Annotated in this window: 19 protein-coding genes; 16 read left to right on the forward strand and 3 right to left on the reverse strand. The window is 58.0% G+C overall.

Features of this window, described 5'->3' with window-relative positions:
- The first annotated feature begins 403 nt into the window (after nt 1-403).
- On the forward strand, nt 404-3,388 hold the full coding sequence (locus tag B088_RS05525; RefSeq protein ID WP_018107421.1) for a SusC/RagA family TonB-linked outer membrane protein: 2,985 nt from the start codon (nt 404-406) through the stop codon (nt 3,386-3,388).
- Between the two features lie 23 nt (nt 3,389-3,411).
- Nucleotides 3,412-5,016, forward strand: a complete 1,605-nt coding sequence (locus tag B088_RS05530; protein WP_162137999.1) for a RagB/SusD family nutrient uptake outer membrane protein — start codon at nt 3,412-3,414, stop codon at nt 5,014-5,016.
- 164 nt (nt 5,017-5,180) lie between these two features.
- Here the strand turns inward: B088_RS05530 and B088_RS05535 are convergent, their stop codons facing one another.
- Complete coding sequence (locus B088_RS05535) at nt 5,181-7,091, reverse strand: peptidase U32 family protein (protein ID WP_018107423.1); 1,911 nt, start codon at nt 7,089-7,091, stop codon at nt 5,181-5,183.
- 137 nt (nt 7,092-7,228) lie between these two features.
- Between B088_RS05535 and B088_RS05540 the strand changes: the two genes are divergently transcribed.
- Complete coding sequence (locus tag B088_RS05540) at nt 7,229-7,825, forward strand: lipocalin family protein (RefSeq protein ID WP_018107424.1); 597 nt, start codon at nt 7,229-7,231, stop codon at nt 7,823-7,825.
- The gene (gene msrA, locus B088_RS05545) at nt 7,818-8,918 is read left to right on the forward strand and encodes a peptide-methionine (S)-S-oxide reductase MsrA (RefSeq protein WP_018107425.1); all 1,101 of its coding nucleotides are present in this window, start codon (nt 7,818-7,820) and stop codon (nt 8,916-8,918) included. The genes B088_RS05540 and msrA overlap by 8 nt, the downstream gene beginning before the upstream one ends.
- 105 nt (nt 8,919-9,023) lie before the next feature.
- Here the strand turns inward: msrA and B088_RS05550 are convergent, their stop codons facing one another.
- A complete protein-coding gene (locus tag B088_RS05550; RefSeq protein ID WP_018107426.1) occupies nt 9,024-9,275 on the reverse strand; it encodes a hypothetical protein in 252 nt (83 codons plus the stop codon).
- A 180-nt stretch (nt 9,276-9,455) separates the two neighbouring features.
- On the opposite strand from B088_RS05550, the gene B088_RS05555 reads away from it, so the two are divergent.
- Entirely contained in the window at nt 9,456-9,890 is a 435-nt protein-coding gene (locus tag B088_RS05555) for a hypothetical protein (protein WP_155802338.1), read from the forward strand.
- Between the two features lie 110 nt (nt 9,891-10,000).
- The gene (locus B088_RS05560; RefSeq protein WP_018107428.1) at nt 10,001-10,669 is read left to right on the forward strand and encodes a murein L,D-transpeptidase catalytic domain family protein; all 669 of its coding nucleotides are present in this window, start codon (nt 10,001-10,003) and stop codon (nt 10,667-10,669) included.
- 191 nt (nt 10,670-10,860) lie between these two features.
- On the opposite strand, the gene B088_RS05565 is transcribed toward B088_RS05560, so the two are convergent.
- Nucleotides 10,861-11,892 (reverse strand): L,D-transpeptidase, encoded by a 1,032-nt coding sequence (locus tag B088_RS05565; protein WP_018107429.1) that lies wholly within the window; start codon nt 11,890-11,892, stop codon nt 10,861-10,863.
- Nucleotides 11,893-11,947: 55 nt separating this feature from the next.
- On the opposite strand from B088_RS05565, the gene B088_RS05570 reads away from it, so the two are divergent.
- The 10 genes from B088_RS05570 (at nt 11,948) to B088_RS05615 (ending at nt 25,463) form a co-directional block, all read left to right on the forward strand.
- The gene (locus B088_RS05570) at nt 11,948-12,505 is read left to right on the forward strand and encodes an RNA methyltransferase (protein WP_018107430.1); all 558 of its coding nucleotides are present in this window, start codon (nt 11,948-11,950) and stop codon (nt 12,503-12,505) included.
- On the forward strand, nt 12,502-13,188 hold the full coding sequence (gene ispD, locus B088_RS05575) for a 2-C-methyl-D-erythritol 4-phosphate cytidylyltransferase (protein ID WP_018107431.1): 687 nt from the start codon (nt 12,502-12,504) through the stop codon (nt 13,186-13,188). Before B088_RS05570 ends, ispD begins: the two co-directional genes overlap by 4 nt.
- 63 nt (nt 13,189-13,251) lie before the next feature.
- A complete protein-coding gene (locus B088_RS05580; protein ID WP_018107432.1) occupies nt 13,252-13,479 on the forward strand; it encodes a hypothetical protein in 228 nt (75 codons plus the stop codon).
- Nucleotides 13,480-13,483: 4 nt separating this feature from the next.
- Nucleotides 13,484-13,900 (forward strand): protein-export chaperone SecB, encoded by a 417-nt coding sequence (locus tag B088_RS05585; protein WP_018107433.1) that lies wholly within the window; start codon nt 13,484-13,486, stop codon nt 13,898-13,900.
- 17 nt (nt 13,901-13,917) lie between these two features.
- A complete protein-coding gene (locus B088_RS05590) occupies nt 13,918-14,514 on the forward strand; it encodes a hypothetical protein (protein WP_018107434.1) in 597 nt (198 codons plus the stop codon).
- Nucleotides 14,515-14,524: 10 nt separating this feature from the next.
- Nucleotides 14,525-16,639, forward strand: coding sequence for an ATP-dependent DNA helicase RecG (gene recG, locus B088_RS05595; RefSeq protein WP_018107435.1), 2,115 nt, complete (start codon nt 14,525-14,527; stop codon nt 16,637-16,639).
- 248 nt (nt 16,640-16,887) lie between these two features.
- On the forward strand, nt 16,888-20,439 hold the full coding sequence (locus B088_RS05600; RefSeq protein ID WP_018107436.1) for a SusC/RagA family TonB-linked outer membrane protein: 3,552 nt from the start codon (nt 16,888-16,890) through the stop codon (nt 20,437-20,439).
- Nucleotides 20,440-20,469: 30 nt separating this feature from the next.
- Nucleotides 20,470-21,954: a RagB/SusD family nutrient uptake outer membrane protein gene (locus tag B088_RS05605; RefSeq protein WP_018107437.1), complete on the forward strand. Its 1,485-nt coding sequence runs from the start codon at nt 20,470-20,472 to the stop codon at nt 21,952-21,954.
- Between the two features lie 28 nt (nt 21,955-21,982).
- Nucleotides 21,983-22,951, forward strand: a complete 969-nt coding sequence (locus tag B088_RS05610) for a hypothetical protein (protein WP_018107438.1) — start codon at nt 21,983-21,985, stop codon at nt 22,949-22,951.
- 25 nt (nt 22,952-22,976) lie between these two features.
- Entirely contained in the window at nt 22,977-25,463 is a 2,487-nt protein-coding gene (locus tag B088_RS05615) for a zinc-dependent metalloprotease (RefSeq protein WP_018107439.1), read from the forward strand.
- Nucleotides 25,464-25,832 lie beyond the last annotated feature (369 nt).

Consider the following 25,832-nt stretch of genomic DNA (forward strand, 5'->3'; position numbering starts at 1 on the left):
GCCACATGGGGCGAGGGAGCCGCAGCGCCCGATTACTTTTTTGCAGAAGATTGTGGTTTTTCTTGGTTGTTTGGGAATTTTTAGACAACTTTGGGCATGAGATCACAGTAACACCTATCCGGAAGTCCGGGAATTGTTATGCAGATGGGTATCTACCACACTTATTATCCCTTGTCTGCGGAGAGATCGACAGACTCTCCAGAGAGGATGTGTGTGCCGGTATCCGACGCGGGATCTCCATATATATATATATATATATATATTGTAGCAAGTCGGGTCTCTTCCTTTTCATACCCGCTGCACTTTGCCGCCTCACCGGGATCAGCCCGGAGAGTGCGGCAAAGTGCTTTTTGCACCCTACAGAGACTTCACTATTGTTTCATTCCTTTAATACCCACACATTATGAAGAGAAAACTGCTACTCCTCATAGGGACCCTATTCCTCTCAGCGCTGGCCGCCCTAGGACAGCGCATAGAGATCAAGGGTGTCGTCTATGATGATCAGAAGGAGCCTGCCATCGGTGCGACGATCAGGCTCAAGAGCGACTCTAAGGTCGGAACACAATCGGGCATCGACGGAGCATTCACCATCCGCGCACGGGAGGGCGAGCTGCTCGTCATCAGCTACATCGGCTACAAGACGGTAGAGGTGAAGGCAAAGCAGGGGATGAAGGTCTACCTGCAGAGCGACGCCGAGCTACTAAGCGAAGTGGTGGCAATGGGCTACGGCTCAGGTCGTGCCATCAGCACCACCACCGCCTCCATCGTCAAGGTAGACTCCAAGGACCTCGAGTCCAAGCCGGTCTCTAACGTCTTCGAGGGACTGCAGGGTAAGGTCGCCGGACTCTCCGTCTCCACCTCGTCGGGTGAGCCGGGTGAGCTGGCCACCATCAACCTCCACGGCTACGGCTCCCTCGGACTCTCCTCTACGCCTATGTACATCCTCGATGGCGTACCGGTGGGACAGGGAACGATCATGGGTCTCAATCCTAACGACTACGAGAGCGTGCAGATCTTTAAGGACGCCTCCGCCACCGCCATCTACGGCTCCCGCGCCTCCAATGGTGTGATCTTCATCACCACCAAGCGAGGAGAGGCCGGTCAGAGAGCGACCGTCACCCTCAATGCCCAGTACGGCGTCAGCAACCTGGCAGACCGGACATTCTACAACAGCATGATGAGCGCAGATGAGCTGGCAAAGTTTTGGGTAGAGACTGGTATCCGTAGCCAAAAGGCAGTGGACCAGCTGCGCAAGGCATTTCCACATGACACCAACTGGACAGACTTCTTCTTTAGGAAAAACGCCCCGACGGTCAACCTCAACGTATCAGTCTCAGGAGGATCCAAGAACACCACCTACTATGTCTCCGGTCAGCACTTCTATCAGGAGGGACTCTTTGCCGGACGCTCACTCTATACGAAGGACAACCTGAGAGCCAACCTCCAGACGAAGGTCAATGACTGGCTCTCCTTCTACCTCAATAACGGTATCTACTACGACAACTCCATCTCCACTCAGTCCGGCTGGAGCAACTACTCCGATGGAGGACTCTTCTACTGGATCTCACCCTTCTACACCCCATACAAGGAAAATGGTGAGCCTTACTACGATGAGAGGATCCCGGGAGCCAATATATACAGTCCATACTATGTGGCAGATATGTATAAGGAGGAGTATGGAACCTTCGAATACCTCGGCAACCTTGGCGTCACCATACGACCTCTTGAGGGTCTGACGCTGAGGAGCAACATCGGTCTCGACTTCTCCAATTACTATGGCAACACAGTGAAAGACCCGCGTGCCATGTGGTCACCCGGCAATGGCTCTCGGTCAGACAAATACTCTCGCGGGATCGATTGGACGTTTACCAATACGGCGGAGTACCACTTCAATCTCGCTGACACGCACGACTTCACACTTCTGGCGGGTCACGAGTTCAATCGCTACGACGGCAACAGCTTCTCCGCCTCCGGGTCGGGCCTGAAGGACTACCGACTGATGCACCTGGGAAAAGTAACTGACAAGGAGAAGCGCTCCATCGGAAGTAGCTTTGGTCAGTATGCTTATCTCTCATTCTTCGGTCGTCTCTCCTACGGTCTACTCGATCGCTACTTCATCGACCTCTCGGTCCGCAACGACGCCTCGTCAAAGTTCCCTCCCAAGCATCGCAATGCTCTCTTCTGGAGTGCCGGTATCAAGTGGAATGCCAAGAAGGAAGCCTTCCTCGCCGATGTCAGCTGGCTCAATCGCCTGGACGTAAAGATTAGTACCGGTACGGCGGGAAACTCCGCAGGACTCGGTAGCTATGACTTCTTTGCTAGCGCAGGTGTCTCCAATCCCTATCGCGGAGAGCCCTCACGCGTGATCATCAGTCCCGGAAATCCAGCCCTCACCTGGGAGAAACAGCAGAAGACCACCCTCGGATTTGATGTCCGACTCTTTGATCTACTCGGCATCAACCTCGAGCTGTACGATCGCCGAACCACCGACATGGTGATGGATGTACCCTACCCCTACACCACCGGTATCACCACCAATACGCAAAACGTCGGCACCTACCAGAATAGGGGCTTTGACTTCAGGGTCGACGTCGATGTCTGGAAGGGTCGCCGTGGCAACTACGCCTCAGTCTACGGAAACATCAATTACAACCAGGACAAGGTGCTGGAGCTCTTCCAGGGTCTCGACACTTGGGTGATGACAGACTATATGCTTGCTTACCAGGTAGGTAAGCCAGCGATGTTCCTGATGCCGATCTTCAAGCAGGTCAATCCCGAGACCGGAGACCCTGAGTGGTACAATCCGGGAGAGGATGTCGGTAAGCTGAATAAGGACGACAACAACATCACCACCGGATACGACTTCAACGAGGAGGCACTCCAGCAAAATACCGGTGTCCCCTACCGCACGCCCTGCCGTGGAGGTTTCGGTCTCAACGCCTACTACGAGGGATTCTTCCTCTCAGCTGACTTCTCTTTCTTCCTCGGGAAGCACATGGTGAATAACGACAACTTCTTCGCCCTCAACCCCAAAAAGTTCCCCAATAGGAACACATCAAAGAATAGTGTCAATTTCTGGAAGAAGCCTGGTGACCGCACAATAATGCCTGATATGACGAGGTACGAGGCAACGATGCAATTTGATACCCGACTCCTGGAGGATGCTTCCTTCCTCCGCCTGAAGAGTCTCTCCGTGGGCTACGATCTGCCGAGACGTTTCCTGGAGCAACAGACATTCTTCAAGGGCGTCAAGCTAGGCCTTACCGGACGTAACCTACTCACCTTTACCAAGTACTCCGGGTCGGATCCCGAGGCTGATACTAACCTTGCCTATGGTATGAACCCTGCCACGATGCAAATCCTGGGCTCTGTAGAAATTAAATTCTAACGTTTGCCAATAGAATGATTGTTATGAACAAGACATCAAGACTAAGGAAAACCGCCGCAAGAGTCTTGCTATTACTCTTGGCAGGCGTGGTTGTGACCGGCTGCGACCTCAATCGCTACCCCACTTCGGTAATCCCCCTGGAAAAGTCTCTTGAGACTTATGAGGATGCCGTTGCCTACAACAGGGGCGTCATGGCACAGTTCCGCAACCGAATAGGAGGCACCTTCGCCGCCCCTCAGGAGATAATGGCTGACTGCTTCAATGCGCAGGCCGACTGGGGTAATAGCGCACCAGGACTTCACGGCTGGCTGGAGCTTAATGCAAGTGCAGGCACCTTCGCTTCCTGCTACCAGATGTACTACTCCACTCTGAAGAACGTCAACTTCACCATCGAGAACTACAATAAGGTAAAGGAGACACTGAAGGAGAAGTATGACAAGACAGACGACGAGGATGAGAAGGCAGAGCTAAAGGGGCAGATGGACGACATCGACCTCTTCATCGGCACCGCCTGCTTTGCTCGCGCCTACTACTACTATAACTTCCTGCTTCGCTTCGGCATACCCTACAATGCCGCCACTGCCGACACCGATCTCGGTGTCCCGCTCGTCACGACCTATGACGTAAGCAGCCGCGTCACAAGAAATACGGTCCGGGAGTGCTACGACCAGATCTTCAAGGATCTGGAGCTCGCAGAGAAGGAGCTTTCCGTCCGCAAGCCTCACGCCGAGAATAGTGAATTCACCGTCGATGCCGTCAAGGCACTCAAGGCGAGAGTCTACCTCGAGAGGAAGGAGTACGATAAGGCGTACGCAACCGCCATGGAGCTGATCCAGAGTGGCACCTATCCACTCGTAGAGCCGACCAAGGAGGCCTTTGAGGACATGTGGGTACACGACACCTCCAGTGAGGAGATCCTGATCCTGGAGATCTCACTGCCGGACGAGAAGCCCAATACCTGGGGATCCTACTACGGTCTAAGCAGGACAGAGCACTACCACTCTCCGACCTACTTCCCGACTCAGGGGCTGCTAGACAAGTACGAGGAGGGGGACCTCCGTTACGGGGTCTACTTCTACCTCGCTCCGGATGTCAAGGTCTTTGATACCCATTTCCTCAACGAGATGGTGCTTCTCCAGAAGTTTAAGGGTAACCCTGAGTATGCAACCATCAAGGATGACCCCACCTACGGGCGTGTGCCTAACGGCTACCATAAGCCCCGCGTCTTCCGCATTGCTGAGCAGTACCTGATCGCCGCTGAGGCGGGCTTCTATGCCGGCAAGGATGCACTCAAGCCACTCAACGCTCTGCGTGCCTCCCGCGGACTTAAGCCGGTAACCACCTCCGGCGATGCGCTCCTCAAGGATATCCAGGACGAGCGACTTCGTGAGCTGGTGGGCGAGGGCTTCCGTCTCTGGGACCTCCGCCGCTGGAACCTCCCCGTCAAGCGTATGGCGCCACAGGAGATGAAAGAAGCGGGTGCGCTGAAGGACTATCTCGCCGACGGATACTTCACCCTCGACGTAGAACCCGGCACCGAGCTCTACAAGAAGATCATCTGGGCAATCCCACAGCATGAGATCAACGTCTATGGTGAGGAGAATCTGAAACAGAACCCCGGCTGGTAACGTCCGGCTTCACTTAATAGCGAGGGGCGCAGTACTCTGACGGTACTGCGCCCCTCTTTTTATACACACTTATGTCTAATTACCGACTGAATGTGCCCCGAGATGCAGATAAGAGACAAGCGGCTGCCGTGGCGAGGCTATCTTTGCAGTCGTACTATTACCCTCTATCGGTCGAGCCAGAGGGTCATCATGCAGGCGCGACAGTCGGTGGTGATGCGGAAGCGCTCCTGACCGCGGACGAGGTAGAGGGGCAGCGAAAAGGGCGGCCGCTTGCCCTCTCGGGTGCAGTAGCCCAGCCGATGGAGCAGGCAGTGGCGGGTCGTCATCACCGGCACCGGTCCCTCCGGCATCGCCACCTCCATCGCCGGGGCTATCTCTCCCGTTACGCCGAGTCGACGGTAGAGCTGCTCCGCCTGCTGATTGGCGACATTATAGGTAAAGTCCAGCCTCTCCGGCAGACCGGACTCCTCCCTCGAGTGTACCCGGCCGAGGAAGTCCCGCCTCCGCTCCAGGAGCTGCTCTCCCCGGCGGTCACGCTCCTCGGTCATCGCTCGGTGGCAAGCCTCACGTAGTTCACCGATGAGCTCTCGCCGCAGCTCCGTCACCACTGAGGGAGGAAGGTAGAGTCCCCGAAGTCTCAGCTCCGGTCGCTCGACGCGGTAGGGCGTGTCGCCGAGCTTTGAGAGCGTGTCGATAAGCCTCGCCGAGGGATCCTTCTGCGCCGGCTCCAGCATCATCCTTCTCCGCACTTCGACAGCAACGGAGGGTGCTTCGGCGACAGCGGAACGGAGGACAATCTCCTGCTGCGTCGCTTCGCACTCTATATTAATAGGAACCTTTCGGCTCGAGGCATCGTCACGCCTGAGGAGCCGATCCAGCTGATGATTGAGGTTTCGGTAGACCGTCGCCCCGGGAGCCATCTCGACCGAGCCGGAGAGCCTCAGTCGATAGGTCCCGTCCCGCAGCGGCGTCACCTGATTGATCAGCGCACCGGCAGTCGCCTTTTCATCCGGAGAGACGAGGAGGAGCCCGTCACCGTTGTTGAGCTCCTTTACTCCCTCACGGAGTCGGAGCACCACCTCCCGTCCCCGGCACTCGATGAGCGTGCCAAGCTCCTCACCGACACTCTTATTGGTAAAGGGGGTAATGCTCTCGGTCGGGATGGGACGGTGAAGCGGCGTATTGTAGTCGGTGAAGCGGCGGGAGAAGGTCTGCTCCGGGCGCGGGGTAAAGGAGAGTTCCGTCTCGCCCCACGAGCTACGGCAGTACTCCTCACTACGTCGGTCGATGATCTCATCCACCACGCGGCGGTAGTGGGCGGTCACATTGCGGACGTAGTCGATGTCCTTGAGCCGACCCTCGATCTTTAGTGAGGAGACACCCCGGTCGAGCATTTCCTCGATGATCTCGGTCCGATTGAGATCCCGCAGCGAGAGCAGGTGCTGACCGGTGAGGAGTTTATTCCCCGACGCATCCTCCAGATCGTAGCTCATGCGGCAGTACTGAGCGCAGGCACCACGATTGGCGCTGCGACCGCGGCACGCCTCGGAGATGAAGCAGCGTCCGCTGTAGGAGACGCAGAGAGCACCGTGGACAAAGCTCTCGACCCGCATCCCTACCCCGTCAAGCAGGATCGGCAGATCCGCCGTGCTCACCTCACGGGGGAGCACCACCTGCTCTATGCCAAGCGCCTCGAGGGTGCGGAGCTTGGCGTTGCTGTCGTTGTGGCACTGGGTGCTGGCATGGAGGGGGATGGGTGGCAGCTCCTCCATCAGCAGTCCCATATCCTGTATGATCAGCGCATCGGCTCCGACGCGGTAGAGATCCCACGCCAGGGAGACCGCCTCGGGGAGCTGCTCATCCGTCAGGATCGTATTTAGCGCCACGTAGACCCGGGCACCCACCTCGTGTGCCTCTCGGGTGAGCGTCGCGATGTTCTCCAGGGAGACCCCGGCGGCGGCCCGAGCGCCAAACTTTGGCGCTCCGATATAGACCGCATCCGCTCCCGCCGAGAGTGCTACCCGACCACCCTCGAGGGACGAAGCGGGGGCCAGTATTTCGATGCTTTTCTTCATACCACAAAGGTAACCATTCCTCTTATCAGTCGAGGAGCGATGGCGATGGTCCAAATTTTGTACCTTTGGTGAAGAAGAATGATCAACAACGGATCTCCGGGCGACCCACGCCCGAGTCCACATCACAAGAGAGAAATATGAAAGCAAAAGATCTACTGATAGCCCTTGCGGGCACCGCAGCCACCGCCGGCGCTGCTGCTTACTACTACATCTGGAAAAACATGGGACTGCCCCGGGGAGCTTGGCCAGTGAGGGGCTTCGACCTGGAGCGCTACCTCGGCAAGTGGTACGAGATCGCCCGCATAGACACCTGCTTCGAGAAGAATCTCGACAACACCACCGCGGAGTACTCGATGAATGACGACGGCTCCATCCGTGTCGTCAATAGCGGCTACGACCTCAAGAGGGATCGCTGGAGCGACTCCATCGGCAAGGCTAAGCCGATCGAGGATCCGGATGTGGCGAGACTGATGGTCTCCTTCTTCGGTCCTTTCTACAGCTCCTACAACGTCGTGGAGCTCGATCCGGAGTATCGCTACGCACTCGTCGTGGGTCGCAACACCGACTATGTCTGGTTCCTCTCCCGCACACCCGAGATGCCGGAGGCGGTGAAGGAGCTTTTTGTCTCCAAAGCGAGGGCTCTCGGCTTCGACACCGACCGCCTCGTCTGGGTCGAGCAGGGCACCCGCGAGCGTCCCGAGGAGCCCGAGATGGATGAGGAGTCGGATGAGTGAGAGATCACTTCCCCTCCCGGTGGTGAGGAGATCAAGGCTCCTCGCTGCCACTTTTCTCCTACTCTCCCTGCTGATCGGCAGCTGTCTGTCAGCCCGAGGGAGCGGTGACGAGGGGACTGAGACGAAGCAAGAGATGAGCGAAAATAAGAGAGAGATCTACCTCGCCGGCGGCTGCTTCTGGGGGACGGAGCACTTCCTCCGCCAGATCCGCGGCGTGCTGGAGACGGAGGTGGGGTATGCCAATGGCGACACCCCCGACCCCACGTATGAGATCGTCTGTGGCGACAAGTCGGGCTACGCCGAGACCGTTCGGGTGGTCTACGACCCTGAGGTGCTGTCGACGGCAAAGCTGCTGGAGATCTTCTTCCTCGCCATTGACCCGACGGCGGTCAATCGTCAGGGCAACGACCGCGGCACGCAGTACCGCACCGGGATCTACTACAGCGACCCGGCCGATGAACCGGTGGTGACCGCCGCACTGGACCGGCTCCGCACGCAGTACAGCAAGCCGATAGCGGTGGAGGGGATGCCGCTCCGGAACTTCTACCGCGCTGAGGAGTACCACCAGGATTACTTGGAGAAAAACCCCTCCGGCTATTGCCACATCTCCCCCGCCCTCTTCCGGAAGGCACGCGAGGCGAATCAGCCCCGCTTTAGTCGTAAGAGCAAGGAAGAGCTGCAGCAGAGCCTCACCGACCTGCAGTACGAGGTGACGCAGGAGGGCGGCACGGAGCGCGCCTACAGCCATCCGTACGACAAGGAGTTTCGGCAGGGAATCTACGTCGATGTCACCACCGGCGAGCCGCTCTTCCTCTCCTCAGACAAGTACGACAGCGGCTGCGGCTGGCCAGCCTTCAGTCGGCCGATCAACGACAGCCTCCTCGTGGAGCGAACCGACCTCCGATTCGGCATGCGACGCACGGAGGTGAGGAGCAAGCTGGGCGAGGCACACCTGGGGCACGTCTTTGACGACGGTCCCCGAGAGCGTGGCGGTCTCCGCTACTGCATCAACGGCGCCGCCCTCCGCTTCGTCCCCAAGGAAGAGATGGAGCGCGAGGGCTATGGCGACTACCTGCACCTCCTTGAGAAGTAGCCCACCATCGTATACTGATACAGAGAGCCCCGCACTGACACTCGGTCCGTGCGGGGCTCTCCTTGTATTACTGTCGGTCTATGTACCGACGACAGGGGGTGCTAATTACTTAACAGCCTGCTCTGCCTCCTTAGCGGTCTGAGCTGCCTGGAGACTGTCAGCCTTGTCAGCTGCCTCATCGACAACCTCCTTAGCCTGGTCAGCCTTCTGGTCGATCTGCTCCTTCATGGCGTCAGCCTTCTGGTCGATCTGCTCCTTAGCCTGGTCGGCGTTCTGCTGGTTCTCAGTCTTGTTGCAAGAAGCAAGACCCATCATCATACATACAGCGGCAGCGCTGATAGCGATAATCTTCTTCATAATTCTAAAATCTACTATTTAAGTGTGTAAAATATTGCCTATAAACTGGGACAAAGTTACACCTATTTTTGAATTAGACAAACACTCTGCCTCAAAACCCAGCTCCAGAGCCGACCAAAGATCAAACCTTTAGCCACTATTCTCATCATAATAGTGTACCAACCAATCGATAAGACCATCATGAAACGACTATTATATTACCTCTACACACTTCTTATTATAGGAGCAATGCCGATCGGGATGCAGGCTCAGGATCTGAGCGGCTCGACGTGGAAGTCTACCTTTGACCACAAGGGAGCAAAAGGGCATATCACCTACCACTTCACCACGCCTGGGACTGGGTACTATGAGTACAGTGTCAAGTCGATCTTTAGGGACTACAAGGGGCAGGGATCCTTTACCTACATCACCGAGGATGGGCAGCACTATACGTTCTCCGACACGGAACACCCTGACGACCCCGAGTATGAGACTCGCGGACAGATCCGGGGACAGCTGCTGACGCTCTCTATGCCGCCCCGGATGGAGCAGATGGTGGAGGACGCTCCTGACACTGTCCGTAAGATCCTGGACGAGTACCTGAGCGACATGCTTGCCCTGAAGCGCCGGGAGTGATAAAGGGGGGATTAAGATAGATTAGCTCTCCAGAGTGTAGTTCTGAGGAAGAATGTCGTACCTTTGCCTCCGTGATGAAGAAGGGAGAGAGAACTATACCTATACTGACTATGGTCCTGCTGTGTGGAGCGCTACTCCTCATGGCGGGATCTCCTCGTATGCACCACGAGGAGAAGACAGAAGTCCCGACGCATGACACGCTCCTTGTCCCTCAGGTCGACAGCTGTCAGTTGATCTACGAGGAGATGGGACTGAGTGCCTGGGTCGGAGAGAAGGCCTTCCGTGAGGCGTACGACGGCTACCGGCAGATCAAGGATCGGAAGAAGGAGATCCTCACACTGATCGACTTCACGAAGCCGTCCAATGAGGAGCGGCTCCTTGTGCTGGATATGGTGGAGGGGAAGCTCCTCTTCCACTCCCTCGTTGCCCATGGACGCAATAGCGGCGACCTCTACGCCACCCGCTTCTCCAATCGTCCCGAGAGCCACCAGAGTTCACTGGGGCTCTACCTCACAGAGGGGACTTATATCGGGAAGAATGGCTACTCCCTCCGGCTCAATGGGCTGGAGAAAGGGATCAATGACAATGCCCTCGCCCGTGCGATTGTGATCCACGGCGCCGCCTACGCCGACCCGTCCGTCTGCCGTGGCGGGAGGAGGCTCGGTCGCAGCTGGGGTTGCCCCGCCCTGCCGCCTGCTCTCAATCGCCCGATCATCGACACCATCAAGGGCGGCAGCGTCCTCTACATCTACGGCGAGAATAGCGATCAGCGCTCCTGAACTTTCGGGGCGAGGATCCTGGCTCCACCTCGCGACCGTCCTACATCGTCCATCTCATCAGTTCGGTAAGGGCGAAAACTAAACCCGATAATAGGAAACACTAAACCCGATAAAAGGAAATATTAAACCCGGTATTAGTCGCGACTAATACCGGGTTTAGTGTTTTCGCTCAGGAGAACACTTTTTTCGTGTCACTCGATCACCACAACGAGCGAGTTGCGTAGCGGCGCCCAGTCGTAGACAAACTTGGCGTGGCTGGAGGCGTTGCGGACACACATATGGGATCGCGGCGTGGTGCCGAGGCTGGGGCTCCACTCTCGAATCTTGCCGTGAGGGTTATTGACCGGCACCCCATGGATATAGGCCCCGCAGCAGAAGCGGCTGGCATAGGGGGCAAAGCCGGCAATCGTCGAGCTGCCGTCCCCGGTGTAGTACATCTTGGGCTTCTTCTCCTGCAGGAGGTAGATCCCCAGTGGCGTAGCGCGGGCATAGGGCGGTCGCTTACGACCTGTGGTGGCGGGGTTAACGCTCCGGACAAGCCACTGCCCGCGAGACTCGCGCTCCGTGGTGAGGATGTTTTGATTATTTCGGTCGACAAAGATGACGTGGTCAAAGAAGACGCTGTCCGGCAGCAGCTCGAGATACTTCCTCTTCACCATATACTCCCCCTCATCGTGTCGGGCAAGGAAGATGTGGTAGAAGGATCCGACAGAGTCGATCACGTGGACGAGAGAGCCGTCCTGAGTGTAGCGGACCGGCTGGAGCGTGTCACCCGGCTCGTAGAGCGCCGCCGACTGATAGCGCTCGACCCCATACTTGTCGGTCACGTGCTTGTACTCGTTGCGATGGAAGTCCTTGATCGTCGGCGACTCCCCATTCTTATTCTTCCGATTGGCGACCACCGCCCAGCGATCCGCCTCCTCATAGAGACTCTCGATGTAAGCGAGCCGCTCGCGTACCTGATCATACTGGACGACTCGGAAGGTATCCCGATAGTCGTAGACGGAGTCGAGGTGGTACTCCTCGAAGAGAAGATCCTCCCGCAGGCTGATATCGGTCGCGGTGAGGGGCTTCTGCTCTTCCGGCTCCGGAGTGGTGGGGGTACTGTCTATGGAAGGCACGCTATCGGTCGTAGTCTCACCGCTTGCCCCACCCCTTCCACAGGAGAGGAGGAGCAGAAGTAGGAGTGCCAGCGAGGGCAGAGTCAGGGATCGTCTATTCATTTTCCTTTGTGATACGATTGGATTCGTGAGACAAGATAATTAAAATCCATCGTCTATGGGTACCTTTGTCCTAACTATGGGACAGAAACTGACTATGGAGGAGATGGGAAGGCTCTCGCCGGAGGAGTACTCCGCTGCGCCTAAGTGCCCCATCCTCGTGATACTGGACAACGTGCGGAGTCTGCTCAATGTGGGGGCGGTCTTCCGGACTGCCGATGCGCTGAGACTGCGGGGGATCGTCCTCTGCGGCATCACCGGCAAGCCGGGCCACGCCGACCTGCACAAGAGCGCTCTCGGAGCGGAGGAGACGGTCGACTGGAGCTACCGAGCCGACACGCTCGATGCGGTGCGGCAGGCACGAGAGGAGGGCTACCTGATCCTCTCCGTGGAGCAGGCGCACGACAGCATCCTCCTCCCGGATGTCGCACAGGTGATCGACACCGACCGCCCCACCGCCCTCGTCCTCGGGCATGAGGTCCACGGCGTCCAGCAGGCGGTGGTCGATGCCTCGGACCACTGCATAGAGATCCCGCAGTACGGCACCAAGCACTCGCTCAATGTCTCCGTCGCCGCCGGCATCGTCCTCTACACCATATCACAGTTTTACCGATGAGACGCACAGCCCTTATCATCGTCGCCGCCGGTCGGGGGGTCCGCATGGGGACCCCGCTGCCCAAGCAGTACCTCCCACTGGAGGGGCGACCGATCCTCGCCCATACCGTGCGAGCGGCATCCGCCCTTCTCACCCCGGATGATCCCCTTATCCTGGTGATCCCTCCCGATGACGACGAGAGGGTCCGCACCCTGCTGGAGGAGTACTGCCCGGGCGTCTCCCTGACCCTGGTGCATGGTGGTGCGACACGTGGGGAGAGTGTGCTCCACGGACTGAGGGAGGTGTCTGAGGAGGTCGAACTGGTGGCGATCCACGACGGGGTACGCCCGATCCTCAGGCGGGAGATGTGGGATCGGCTGCTTGCTGCGATGGAGAGCGCCGAGGCGGCCATCCCGGTGACCCGTCCCACGGACAGCCTACGGATGATCACCCCGGACGGGGACAGCACCATCCTCGACCGAAGCCTCGCCCGCTGCGTGCAGACGCCACAGTTCTTCAGCCGCGAGGCGATCGTCGCCGCCTACGAGGCGGAGGGCGACACGACTCAGACGGACGATGCCGGGCTCTACAGCCTCCACACCGGTCGCAGTCCGCTCCTCATCGAGGGAGACCCGGACAACCTCAAGATCACCACCCCCCGCGACCTCGCCCTCGCCTCCCTGATCCTACGCGATGAGCTATAGCCTCTTATTGATTTTGTGACTATATTTGCTGGTAGTAGGTAGCACCATCAACACCTGTGAACTATGGGACATGTATTCGAAAGCCTGAAGGAGTATCTCAAGACAGCCTCCGAGAAAGAACTGCAAGAGGACTGGAGTGCGCTGGACCACCTCAATGAGGTGGGGACAGATGCCCTTGCATATGCCAATCAAATCCGGCTGACACAGGGTCTCGACCTAAGCGAACCGGATCGTCAAGAGGAAAAAGGACACTCTTTTTCCTCCAACGATATGAATTACTTAGCAGCATAAAGCAATGGCAGGACAAGGCAAAGCCGCAACATTCACCCTTAAGTCGTATCGGTTTCTCCAAGTCTCAATGGACTTTGAGGCTCAGGAGGGTGCGACACTGAGCGTCTCTTTTGACCCCTATGGAGAGTACTCCAAAGCTACCGGTGAGTACAAGCTACGACTGATCACAAGAGTTTCATCGGAGGAGAAAGAATTCATCTCCACAACACTCCAAGTGGTATTTGGATTTACCGAGCCCATAGAGTTGTCCGAGATACCGGACTACTTCTATCCCAATTGTATGGCAATCGTATTCCCCTACGTCCGGTCATTCCTAAGCACATTATCCCTTCAGGCTAACGTCCCACCAATCATCCTTCCGATCATTAATTTCTCTGACCTTCAGGGACTCCTCAAGCGCAATACAAAAGAGGTGGAGTAAGTCGTCTACGGACTAAGATGACACCAATATACCAGACTCTGGAGGACAGAGGAAATAGAGAAGAGGTTGCTATCCACGGACCCTACTTATGCCGATCTGTGGATGAAAAGGGAGAGAAGAAGAGTGGAACCAGAGAGCCATGGATGGGCGAGGGGTACTACTTCTGGGATACGCGTATAGAGGACGCTAAGTGGTGGGGCGATGAGATATATGGGGACTCTCGATACATCATAGGCAGGACAACTTTCGACGAGCAGTCGGGGCTACTCTTCGATACAGTGGGTCGTATGGCTGACTTGGACGACTTCCTTAAGTGCATCCGCCTGCTCCGTGACACCTTTCACCCCGATAGATTGACCATCCCTTTTGTCATAGCGTTTCTGAGGAGAGCGGCAGACTTCCCATACAAGGCGATCAGGATGTGTCCCAGCCCGAGACGATCCTCCTCCGATCCCGATGAAGCCATAGAGTACCCGGAAGGAAAGGCAACGCTACTCATACTAAGGAGAGTACAGATTTGTTTTTTTGACAAAACACTCCTCGCTGAGCCTTTTGTCATAGTCTATCTGGAAGAGACTGATCTATCCGATAGCACAAGAGGCGAGAACATATAGTCTTAACCCTATGGCGCGACCCGGAGACGGCACCCTGCTCGGCAGCGATCTCACCTACCTGAGTGGGATCGGAGAGCGGCGTGCCCGCCTGTTGGCCGGCGAACTGTCCCTCCGCACGCTGGAGGACCTGATCCTCTACTTCCCCTACAAGTACCTCGACCGGACGCAGATCTATCCGATCAGCCAGCTCACCTCCGGGCTGGCGTACGTCCAGCTGAGAGGGCGCATCGTCAGCCTCGAGCAGGAGGGGCAGGGACATCGCAAGCGACTGAGGGGCTACTTCAGCGACGGCACCGGGATGGTGGAGCTGGTATGGTTCAATAGCATCTCCTACTGGACTCGCACCCTTCGTCAGGACACGGACTACATCCTCTTCGGTCAGCCCAAGGTCTTCAAGGGGGTGATCAGCATCACCCACCCCGACATCGAGGTGGCGAGTAAGGCGGGCGAGAGTGTCGGGAGCTTTTTTCCCCTCTACCACACGTCAGAGCGGATGAAGCGCTCCGGGCTGGACAGTAAGGCGCTCTCGAGTGCCGTCCGAAGGGCGTTCGATCGGGTGCAGGGGCAGATCCCCGAGACCCTCCCTGGCTACTTCCTGAGCCAATATGGGCTGATGCCGAGAGCTCAGGCACTCTATGCGATGCACTTCCCCGCCGACATGCCCCAGCTGGAGGAGGCACAGAGGCGACTCAAGCTGGAGGAGCTCTTCTACCTCCGCCTCAGGATGCGACTAATCCACGCCGAGCGGCAGGCGGAGAGTGGCGGCTTCGTCCTCGGACCACTGGGGGATCACTTCATGACCTTTTATGAGAAGGGGCTCACCTTTGAGCTCACCGGTGCGCAGAAGCGCGTCCTCAGGGAGATCCGCGAGGACGTCACCTCGGGGCATCAGATGAATCGTCTCCTGCAGGGCGATGTAGGATCGGGGAAGACGGTGGTCGCACTCCTCGCGATGCTCCAGGCGGTGGACAGCGGCATGCAGGCCTGTATGATGGCACCGACGGAGATCCTCGCACAGCAGCACTACAATACCCTCACGAGGATGCTCCGGGGACAGAAGACCTCCGTCGCCCTCCTCACCGGGTCGATGCGGAAGCGGGAGAAGGAGCGGATCACAGCCCGCGTGGAGGCGGGCGAGGTGGACATACTCGTCGGCACCCACATCCTGATCGAGGACTACGTCCGCTTCCACACCCTCGGCATGGCGGTGATCGATGAGCAGCACCGCTTCGGTGTCTACCAGCGGAGCCGGCTCTGGGAGAAGAATCCTGCTCTCCACCCCCACATCCTCATCATGAGCGCCACCCCGATCCCCCGCACGCTCGCCATGACAATGTACGGCGACCTCGACGTCTCCGTCCTCGACGAGCTGCCCCCGGGGCGCACGCCCATCAAGACCAGCTTTGCCCTCGAGAAGGACGTGGTGGAGGTGCGGAAGTTCCTCCACATGCAGCTCCGCGAGGGGCGACAGGTCTACATCGTCTATCCGCTCATCGAGGAGAGCGAGAAGAGCGACCTGAAGTCGCTTGAGGAGGGGTACGACGAAACCAGGAGCATCTTCCCCTCCTATCAGGTGGGGATGGTGCACGGGAAGATGAAGGCGGCGGAGAAGGAGGAGGAGATGCGGAAGTTTGCCGCCGGCGAGACGCAGATCCTCGTAGCGACCACGGTGATCGAGGTGGGTGTCGACGTGCCCAATGCCACCGTGATGGTGATCACTGCGGCGGAGCGCTTTGGCCTCTCGCAGCTGCACCAGCTCCGCGGTCGTGTCGGTCGGGGCGACAAGCAGAGCTACTGCATCCTCCGTGTGGGGCCTAAGGCGGGCGCCACCTCGATGAAGCGAATCCAGGTGATGTGCGACAGCACGGACGGCTTCTACATCGCTGAGCAAGATATGGCGCTGAGGGGCTACGGCGAGCTGGAGGGGACGCAGCAGAGCGGCACGGCGATGAACCTCCGCGTGGCTGATCTCAGCCGAGATGTGACCGCCGTCACCTTCGCCGCCCGGCTGGTCGACTGGCTCCTCAGGGACGACCCCACGCTCTCCAAGGAGATCAACGCGCCCATCCGCACCACCCTCGCCGAGGTGATGACCGACGCCCCCGACTGGGGCCAAATCAGCTGACCCCCCAAGCGCCGGCGGCAGAGGACGGTTGTCTTTTTCTACCGTCCGGATCACTTCATATAGCGTCGGAGTGCGATGAGCTTTGCACAAAATTTACCAAAACCACTGGAGGGTGTGAAATAAATTAATACCTTTGTTGCTACCAGAGCTGGTCATCCGGCTTCAACTCCTTAGCAATCACGACACCACCACTCCCGGAGTGGAAGGACTTCATACGAATACAATTCACAAATACTATCGGTAGCATTATGGACACAACTATCCGACGCTTAACCGCCATAGTCGCCCTATTCATCGGCTTATGCCTGCAGGTCTACGCCCAGTCGCAGGAGACTGTGACGCTCGACCTGAGTCAGGCGACCCTGCAGGAGGCCCTTGACCGGGTGCAGAAGCAGACAGGCGTGACTATTACCTTCTCTCCGCAGAGCCTCTCCAAGGAAGCGGGCCGGAAGGTCTCACTTAAGGTGAGTAACGTATCTCTCAAGGCAGCCATGGACCGCCTTCTCGAAGGGACCGGGATGACCTACACCATCACCGGACAGAAGGTGGTGATCACAAAGTCCGGACCGGTCAAGGGAGGTCCGGTCACCATCCACGGTACCGTGGTGGATGAGGAGGGTGAGCCCCTCCCCGGCGTCACGATCCGGCTGAAGGGGAGCAACCGAGGCACCACCGCCAATGTCGATGGTTCCTACAAGCTCGATGTGCCCAATATGAAGACTGCCGTCCTCGTCTTCTCCCTCATCGGCATGAAGACGGAGGAGGTGAAGCCCACGAGCGCTACCGTCAATATGACCCTCCGCGAGGCAGCCGAGCTGCTGGGCGAGGTGCTGGTGGAGAGTACCGGATACCAGGATACAGAGAAGCGTCTCTCCACCTCCTCAGTCGTTACCATCGATGCCTCTGACGTGCTGACGGCTGATGCAGGCTCCGTCGACCAGATGCTCTCCGGTAAGATCCCGGGCCTGACCGTCCTCGGTGATGTCTCCACTCCTGGTGCCGCAGCCAAGATCCGCGTGCGTGGTGTCTCCACCCTCTCCGGTAGCCGCGACCCGCTCTGGGTGGTCGATGGTATCATCCTCGATGACCCTGTGCCGCTATCGGCTGAGGAGATCAACTCGCTCGATAATGTCAATCTCATCGGTAACGCCATCTCGGGACTTAACCCGATGGACATCGAGAAGATCGACGTGCTGAAGGATGCCGCCGCCACCGCGATCTACGGTGTACGCGCCGCCAATGGCGTCATCGTTGTCACGACGAAGAAGGGCTCCGGTGGGCGCTTTTCTGTTAATTACAGCGGCTCCGTCACCTACAACCAGCGACCCAACTACGGTCAGATGGCGCTGATGAACTCGAAGGAGCGCATCGAGGTCTCCAAGGAGATCGAGGAGCGGGGTCTCCCCTTCCTCTTCCGCGTCTCCCGCGTAGGGTACGAGGGACTGCTGATGGACCTCTACGACAGGAAGCTGACGGAGGACCAGTTCCTCCAGGGTGTGAAGACATTAGAGGAGAATAACACCGACTGGTTTGACCTCCTCTTCCGCGACACCGCCTCCCAGAGGCACAACCTCAGCCTCAGCGGCGGCAACGACAAGGCGACCTACTACGCCTCCGGAAGCGTTGCCCTCCAGCCCGACCTCGTGAAGGGGAAAGGGGTGAACAACTACAATGGGATGCTGAAGATCAACTTCCGTCCCTCCAAGAAGGTGACCGCTCAGGTGCAATTCCGCGTCAATGGCAGCGACAAGAACTACACCTACATGAGCGTCTCGCCCTACACCTACGCCCTCCGCACCTCCCGCGCCATCGCCGCCTATGACGACGCCGGGGAGCGACTTTTCTACAATAACTCTATGGGTTTCCAAGAGGAGCTTCGCTTCAATATGATGCACGAGATGGAGCACACCGGTAATACGGTGAAGGGGAATGGCTACAATGCCATCGCCTTCCTCGAGTACCGCCCCATCCTCGACCTGAAGCTCAATACCACCTTCGGTCTCAATATGAGCAACACGCAGAGCGAGTCGTGGTTTGACGAGCAGTCCTACGAGGCGGCAAAGATGCGCCGGCTCAATTACGGCAGTCCTCTGCCCGACAACGAGAAATTCCGCGAGGAGGTGTGCTCACTGCCCTATGGCGGTATGATGAGCACCAATAACATGCGCAACCTCAGCTGGCAGTGGCGTGCGCAGCTGATCTACAACCTCCGCCGCGGACCGCACGTCCTCTCGATCAATACCGGTCCCGAGCTCCGCTCCGTACACTATACCGGTATCTCGTCCAAGGAGTACGGCTACCTGCCGGAGCGCGGCCAGACCTTTATGTACATCGACCCGACAGTCTGGCTCGCCTATAAGAAGATGGCAGAGTACTCGAGAGACCGGATGACCAATAGCCTCTCCAACTTCGTCTCCCTCTTTGCCAACCTCACCTACACCTACGACCGGCGCTACATCGCCACCTTCAACGTCCGCGCTGAGGGGTCCAATAAGTTTGGCCAAGACCCCAAGGCTCGCTTCCTCCCGATCTGGTCGCTCTCCGCACGCTGGAACGCCCACGAGGAGGACTTCCTGAAGGACGTCAGCTGGCTCAATCTCCTTAGCTTCAAGGGCTCCTATGGTATCCAGGGTAATGTCTCCGACGACCAGACACCGAGCCTGATCATGCGCTTCGGTGACTACGAGAGCCAGAGCGAGCAATTCCAGAGCCACATCTCCAAGCTCCCCAATCCCAACCTCCGCTGGGAGAAGAATACGTCGTGGAATGCCGGCTTCGAGACCGCCCTCTTCGACAACCGACTGACCCTCTCCGTCGACTACTACCAGCGTATCGGTACCGACCAGCTGATCAATAAGGTGGTCTCTCATACCCTCGGACGTACCAATATCCAGCTCAATGCCGGTACGCTCGTCAATAAGGGACTCGACTTTATGGCCACGGTGACCCCGATCCGCACTAAGGACTGGACCTGGACCCTCAATGTCAATGGCTCCCACAATGAGAACATCGTAACCGACGGCGGTATCAACACCGACTACACCTACCTTCAGCTCCTCAATGGAAGCGTGATCCGGAATGGTGAGTCGGTCAATACCTTCTACTCCTACCGCTTCAAGGGGCTGACAGAGAACGGCCTGCCGGACTTCTACGGCATCGAGCCACCCAAGGAGGGCGAGACGAGGGAGGATTTCTTTGCCCGCGCCTTTGTCAATTCCGGCTCCCGCATCCCGATCGCACAAGGCGGTATGGGGACCTCACTGAGGTGGAAAGATCTGACGCTTAACCTCTTCTTTAGTTACAGCGTCGGCAATAAGGTTCGCCTGAACGACCTCTACAACGATGGCGGTCAGACCACACCAAAGCCGCAGGAGAACCTCTCCTCCGAGCTGGTGGATCGCTGGCGTCAGCCGGGTGATGAGACGAGGACGAATATCCCCGCCATCTCCGCCAACAAACTGGACGACGTCAAGCCCGGAACAAGCCTATCGGGAGAGGAGAGCCCCTATAAGTATGAGTTTGCCCGCAATCGCTGGCAGATGTACAATAAGAGCGACCTCCGCGTCGTCAGTGGCTCACACATCCGTCTCCGCTCCGCATCGCTCGTCTACCGCTTTCGTCCGGAGCTGCTGGAGAAGACCGGCTTCGTCCGCTCCGCCAACGTGAGACTGGAGGGCTACAACCTCCTCCTCTTCGCCTCTAAGGATCTCCACGGACAGGATCCGTCGCAGATCACCCTTGGATCCCGCACGACCCCACCACTGCCCTCCTTCGCCGTGACTGTCAACTTGGGATTCTAATCGCTTACTACAGAACGGACATTTCATATTATGAAACGATATACTTCACTCGTAGCGACCACAGCTCTACTGGCGACCCTCATCCTCTCCGGATGCAAAGGGTTCCTGGACGAGTACTCGCAGGACACCATCGTCCCGACGTCTGCCAAGGACTACTCTGAGATCCTCTACGGGGATGCGTACTTCAAGGAGGACGCCCTCCCCTACAGGTACCTCGACCTACTCACCGACGACGTTATGGCGTACGCCAATACAAAGTCCGTGCAGGGAGAGGATCAGCGACGCACCGCCTTCGGATACTTCACGTGGCAGGATCAGCCTGAGCTCTCCCCTACCAAGGTGCTCAATTCCGACTACACCTGGCTGACCCTTTACCAGCATATACTCACCAGTAACATCATCATCAATCAGATCGGTGAGATCAAGGGGACCCCTGAGGAGATTGCCCGTCTCGAGGGAGAGGCACATGCCGTGCGACTCTTTGCCTTCTTCATGCTGACCAATATCTACGGCGAGCCGTACGATCCTGCCACCGCCTCCACGGCTATGGGTGTCCCGCTCAATTACCACCACTATGCCGAGGACGTTAGCTTCCCCCGTGCCACCGTGGCTGAGGACTATGCTGAGATGGTCAAGGACATCGAAGGCGCGATGACTGCCTTTGCGAAGGCGGACAACGAGGGCACCATCTACCGATGGAACGCCGCCGCCACCGCCGTCCTCGCCTCCCGCGTCTATCTCCATATGCAGGACTGGGACAGTGTCATCAAGTATGCAGACCAGGCTCTCTCGCTCAATGGCGCTCTCCACGACCTCAATAAGCTCCCCGCACCGGGCAGCGATGAGGCGAAGATCTTCCTCGGCAAGGAGAATAGAGAGATCAATTACTCCTACGGCTTCGGATGGATCCCGGAGTTCAGGACGGTCCACCCCTTCTACTTCAACGCCTCCAGCGATCTCCTCTCGATCTACAGTGAGGGCGACCTGAGGTATTACGACAAGAAGGGATACTTCATCAATGCCAATAAGATCAACGTCGGCAGCTTCTGGTTCCCTAAGTACGAGTACGTGATGGACGTCGTCAAGAGCGGTACCAAGGAGGACACCCACACCTACGGCTTTGCCATCCGCTCCGCCGAGGCGTACCTCAATCGCGCCGAGGCCTACGCTATGAAGGGCGACCTCTCCCGTGCGATGAAGGATCTGAATACCCTCCGCCGCGCACGCATCACGCCGGAGCACGCCATACTGGAGACCCCTGCGACGCAGGACGAGGCGATTCGCCTCATCCGTGAGGAGCGCCGGCGGGAGTTCTGCTTCGAGCAGCTCCGCTGGTTTGACCTCCGCCGTCAGGGGATGCCAGAGCTGCATCACACCTACATCACCGGCAATGCCAAGGAGATCGGCACCGAGGAGTACACCCTCCCCGCCAAGTCTCCTAAGTACACCCTCCCCGTCCCTCAGGTCGTCCGGGAGTCCGACGCCGTCCTCGGCGGAGGTAAGACGACCAAGTAATCCTCACCCTATAGAGAATGCAAGCGATATGACACGTCATACATCATCGACACTACTGACACTTGTCGGACTTCTCCTCCTCGCCACAGGGTGCTATAAGGAGGCACCTGTGGTATCGGAGCTCGGTAAGCCGAGATACGAGATCAAGGACGGAAGCGACTACGTCTCTCACACCATCTATGACATCTACAAGCGGATGGGGGTAAAGGTGGTCTACGATTTTGACCCAAGCAATGTCCGCTGGAACCTCGGCGCACAGCTCTCCTGGACCGACCCCCGATACACTAAGGTCGATCCCTCCGTGCCGGGGGACATGAAGGTGGTGGAGGACAATCTGCACCTCCTCGCTGACGACTTCCTCTCCTTCTACAAGGACGACTTCGCGCAGACTTACTTCCCTGTCTACATCTTCCTCACCGATAGCATCGCCAATGGCAGAGCCAATAAGCTCATCACCAACTCCAAGCGCGATCACATTGCGATCAACATGTACCGGGAGGGGGAGGTAATCAAGACCAAGCCCGCCATCACTACCTGGGACGCATACCGGTCGGAGACTGTCTCTCAGCTCCACAAGACGCTCTGGGAGTTCATCTTCACCCACAGGATCAGCTGGCCGACGACCTTCAGCAACTACTCTGCCGATGCCTACGACCAAATCCTGGGACTGAGGAAAAACCTCCCGGGTACCACTGATGAGGACACCGAAAATCGGGATAAGATCCTCAAGTCCCACGGCTTCTGGGACTACAATCGGGACTTCGTCTATGCGGATGAGAAGTACAAGGCCCACAAGGACCCCTCACTCGACATTGCCGACTACATCTACCGCATGACGACTATGTCGGAGGCGGAGATCCAGGAGGCGATGGGCGACTACACGATCATGCACGAGAAGTACGACGCCCTCCGCTCCTTCATCAAGGACAAGACCGGCATGGACCTACAGACCATCGGCAACGCTGCCGCCAAGAAGCGGCAGACCCCCGGCGATTAATCACTCAGACATCACCACATAACACATGAAACACTACTACAGACTCCTCCTCACCCTACTGCTGCTACTACCGACCGGCGTTACCCGCCTTCAGGCCCAGGACTTCGGCGACCTGATCGGGGCAGTCATGGACAAAGAGGACGAGCCCAAGGACGACAAGGCGAAGGAGGATAAGGACGATAAGGGGAAGAAGTACTCCGACGTCATCAAGAATCCCTCCAAGACCGTGCGAGGATTTATCGACCTGCACCTCCAAAAGGGGAAGGTCTATATGGAGATCCCTGTCGCCCTCCTCGATCGGCCGATGCTCTTCACCGGTCGCGTAGACGCCATCAGCGACAATACCGACGTCATCGCCGGCGAGATGCCGGCGGAGCCCCTGATGGTCTCTTGGTCAAAGGACGACGAGCGCCTCTACCTCCACCAGCTCAATACCGCCATCACCGCTGACCCTGAGTCCTCGATCTACAAGAGGGTGCAGGACAATCACCTGATGCCGGTGCTGAACGCCTTCAAGATCGCCACCTGGCGTCCCGACTCCACTGCTGTGGTGATCGACGCCACGTCCCTCTTCCTCACCGACAAGGCCCCGATCACGCCCTTCCTCCCCAAGTCCCCCTTTGACTCCTTCTTCGGAGCCAATAAGCTGAGCGGGAGCTTCAAGAAGGACCTCTCCTCCATCACCGACATCAGCGCCTTCCCGCGCAATCTCAACGTCACCGTCCGCGCCGTCTACACCGTGGACAAGGAGCCCTTCACCGCGGTGATCAATGCCTCCCTCGGTCTGCTGCCGGACGACAAGGATATGATGCGCCCCCGCCTGCACGACTACCGCATAGGCTACTTCACCAATGGGACCACCAAGATAACCACCGACGCCCTGTCGATGGAGAAGGTGAAGTACATCAATCGCTGGCGCCTCGAGCCGAAGCCCGAGGACATCGAGCGGCACAAGCGAGGCGAACTCGTCGTCCCCGCCAAGCCGATCGTCTACTACGTCGATGATGCATTCCCCGAAGAGTGGTACCCCTACCTCAAGCAGGGCATCGAGGACTGGCAGAAGGCCTTTGAGGCGATAGGCTTCAAGGACGCCATCGTCGCCAAGCGCTATCCGAAGGATGACCCGAGCTTTAACCCCAACGACATCCGCTACACCTGCCTCATCTACTCCTCCTCTCAGCAGGCCAATGCGATGGGCCCCTCCTGGACCGACCCCCGTACCGGGGAGATCCTCCAGGCATCGGTATACTTCTACCACAACGTGCTGGAGCTGATCCACGACTGGCGCTTCTGCCAGACAGCGGCTGCCGACCCCTCAGCCCGAGGGCTCCACTACGAGCTCTCCGTGCTCGGTCCGATGCTGCGCTACATCGTGGCACACGAGGTGGGCCACACCCTTGGTCTGATGCACAATATGGGCGCCTCCTCTTCCTACAAGGTGGAGGATCTCCGCTCCCCCGACTTCACCACCAAGTACGGCACCACCCCATCCATTATGGACTACGCGCGCTACAATTACGTTGCACAGCCCGGTGATGGCGTGACCAACTTCCTCCCCCCGCTCATCGGTATGTACGATATGTACGCCATCGCCTGGGGCTACAAGCCGATCTACGAGGCTGCCACCCCGGAGGAGGAGCTTCCCATCCTCAATCGCTGGATCACCGAGAAGCAGGGCGACCGCCGCTTCGCCTACGGGCCTCAACAGATCCTCTCCAATGCCGACTACACCGCTCAGACTGAGGACCTCGGCGACGACCCGGTGCTGGCAAGCTACTACGGCATCGAGAATCTAAAGCGCACCGTGGATCACCTCTTTGACTGGACCCCTCAGGAGGATGGCAAGGCCTACAAGGCTCAGGACCGCCTGCTCAGCTCGCTGGCAGGACAGTTCCGCCTCTACATCGGCCACGCCACCTCCGTCATCGGAGGCTTTAGGAGAAATCTCCCCGTGCACGGTGACGGACAGACCAAGTACTCCGTACCCTCCCGGAAGGAGCAGCAGCGCGCACTACGCTTTGTCCTCGACCAGTCGATCGACTTCCCCCGCTGGATGTCCACGAAGGAGGTAACGGAGAAGCTCGGCAAGCAGCCCAATAACTTCTCCGACCAGATCTTCTCCACCATGAGCATGCTGACCGGCACCTCCGTCCTGAGCCGTCTCTCCAATACGGCTCTCTACTCCGAGGAGCGAAACCCCTACACGCCAGAGGCCTACCTCGCCGATCTGCACGACTATGTGTGGCAAAATGGCGGAGCACTCACCCCTGTAGAGCGCAATATGCAGTATGCCTACGTCTCACAGCTGCTCAGTGGGCTCGGACTCGACGGAAAGAAGAGCAACGACAAGCAGAAGCTCAAGACCCAGGCGATCAACGTCCGTGGACCGCTCTACAAGAGCCTCCTCGGTGCCCGCTCAGTCATCTCCTCGCGGATGGGCAACCACCCCGAGGCGGGGCACTACGCTGATCTCTACTACATGATCGATCGCGCCCTCAGCGGTAAGAACTGATCCCTCACACCCACCCATCAAGCGGGGAATGTCGACCACCCGGTCGGCATTCCCCGCTTTTTTTGACTACAGAATATAATAGTGGCTGATCAAGAACAGAAATGATAATGTTTTCCGTTGGTGTCGATAAAAGTCTGCAAACTGCGAGGTGCGTTGCTACGAGGGCTCAGGGGTGACGCTCCAAGGATGACGCATTTGAGCCTAAAAGTAAAGAAGTGATAACCCCTATCGCTGTGCAATCCTGTCGACTGATCCCAGCCCTACTGCTACCGCCTGCCGATCCCGCAGGGGCGAAGCCCCGGAGGGATCATCGCTGTTTAGCCCGCGTGTCGAGGCACGAAGTGCCGAAGACCGCGGGAAAGAGGACCC

It is taken from the genome of Porphyromonas bennonis DSM 23058 = JCM 16335, from assembly GCF_000375645.1.
Taxonomy (GTDB): domain Bacteria; phylum Bacteroidota; class Bacteroidia; order Bacteroidales; family Porphyromonadaceae; genus Porphyromonas_A; species Porphyromonas_A bennonis.